The sequence below is a fragment of the Massilia pseudoviolaceinigra genome (assembly GCF_030846505.1).
Lineage (GTDB): Bacteria > Pseudomonadota > Gammaproteobacteria > Burkholderiales > Burkholderiaceae_D > Telluria_A > Telluria_A violaceinigra.
On sequence record NZ_JAVCWL010000085.1, the window covers coordinates 1 to 1,797 of the forward strand.

1 protein-coding gene is annotated in these 1,797 nt (G+C 60.8%); it reads left to right on the forward strand.

The features are described 5' to 3' along the window. Positions 1–339: 339 nt before the first annotated feature. Positions 340–1,707 (forward strand): group II intron reverse transcriptase/maturase, encoded by a 1,368-nt coding sequence (gene ltrA, locus RBA40_RS33115; protein WP_306653135.1) that lies wholly within the window; start codon positions 340–342, stop codon positions 1,705–1,707. The last annotated feature ends 90 nt before the right edge of the window (positions 1,708–1,797 follow it).

The following is a 1,797-nucleotide window of genomic DNA, read 5'->3' on the forward strand; positions in this document are numbered from 1 at the left end:
GCGAAGTGAAGCGCAACTGCGGAAGAGTAATCGACCGTGGAGAGGAAGCGTGGAGCGTAAATCATGAGCCGAGGTACACGAACTGCATAGAAGGCGCTGCCGAGCAGGGCGAGCGGGCTAATATTCGCGAAGCTCTTGTGGTCAAGGCGAAGTGGCGTAGATGCGGCGGTTGTGTGATGAAGGAGTGCGGCCCTTACCTGGGGACGCCCTGCCTCACGTCTGAAAGGACGGCGGCATTGCCGTAGCAGGGTCTCAGCAGAGGTCATAGTAGTTGGTGGTAGGGCCGGGAAGGCTTGACCCCGCCGACGAAGGACTGAACGAGTAGGAGTGTTATCCGGCATGTCGATACAACAGGCAATGCGTCAGATGCCCGCGTCAGCGGGGCGGGAAGCCATCGGTCAGGGTGAAGCCTTGGCTACAACTTCCAGCGACGAAGCTTGCTGTCCGCGACATGCGTCAGGAGACGCAGGATCAATGTTGCTGCGTGCAGTATTGAGAAGAGAAAACCTGCTGCAAGCGTTCAAGCGTGTGCGTCGCAACAAAGGCGCAGCCGGGGTGGATGATCGGGACATCGACGAGACCTCGCGCTATCTGGCTGTGGCTTGGCCGGAGATACGTGAACAACTGCTGGCGGGGACGTACCGGCCCAGTCCGGTACGCAGGGTGACGATTCCGAAGCCCGATGGTGGCGAGCGCGAGCTCGGCATCCCGACGGTGACGGATCGCGTGATCCAGCAAGCACTGCTTCAGGTGCTGCAACCGATTCTTGATCCCACATTCAGTGAGCACAGCTACGGTTTCCGTCCGGGCCGGCGTGCGCAGGACGCGGTCCTTGCCGCGCGCGCGTACGTGCAGTCGGGACGGCGGATCGTGGTGGACGTGGACCTGTCGAAGTTCTTCGATCGGGTCAACCACGACATCCTGATCGACCGCTTGCGCAAACGCATCGACGACGCCGGGGTGATCCGGCTGATTCGTGCCTACCTCAACAGCGGCATCATGGACCATGGCGTGGTGCAGTCGCGGCACGAGGGCACGCCGCAAGGCGGTCCGCTGTCGCCGCTGCTGGCCAACGTCCTGCTCGATGACGTGGACAAGGAACTGGAACGGCGCGGCCATTGCTTTGCGCGCTACGCCGACGACGCGAACGTGTACGTTCGCAGCAAACGTGCTGGCGAGCGGGTGATGGTGCTGTTGCGCCGGTGCTATGCTAAGTTGCACCTCGTGGTCAACGAAGGCAAGAGTGCGGTGGCCAGTGCATTTGGCCGCAAATTCCTCGGTTACAGCCTGTGGGTGGCAAGTGGGAAAGTGGTGAAACTGAAGGTCGCGGACAAGCCGCTTGCAACATTCAAACAGCGAATACGTGAACTGACGAGGCGCTCCTGCGGCCGCAGCATGGCCCAGACCGTCGAGAAACTGCGCTCCTACATGCTTGGCTGGAAAGGGTACTTCAAGTTGGCCCAAACCCCAAAGGTCTGGAAGAAACTCGATGAATGGTTGCGCCACAGGCTCAGAGCGATTCAGCTCAAGCACTGGAAGCGCGGGAAAACCATGTATCGGGAATTGCTCGGGCTTGGGGCGGCGGCATCGGTCGCAAAGCAGGTAGCGGCAAATAGCCGCTGCTGGTGGCGAAACGCGGATCGACTGCTGAAAACAGTCCTCACAATAGCTTATTTCGATGGACTTGGCGTACCTCGCCTGTCCTGACCTCAACTACTCGAACCGCCCGGTGCGGACCCGCATGCCGGGTGGTGTGGCAGGGGACCGGCCAGTTATACTGGCCGCCCCTATGCCGAT

Excerpts from the sequence above, each read along its gene's own strand:
- ltrA (WP_306653135.1), top strand. The coding sequence starts at position 340 with ATGTCGATACAACAGGCAATGCGTCAGATGCCCGCGTCAGCGGGGCGG.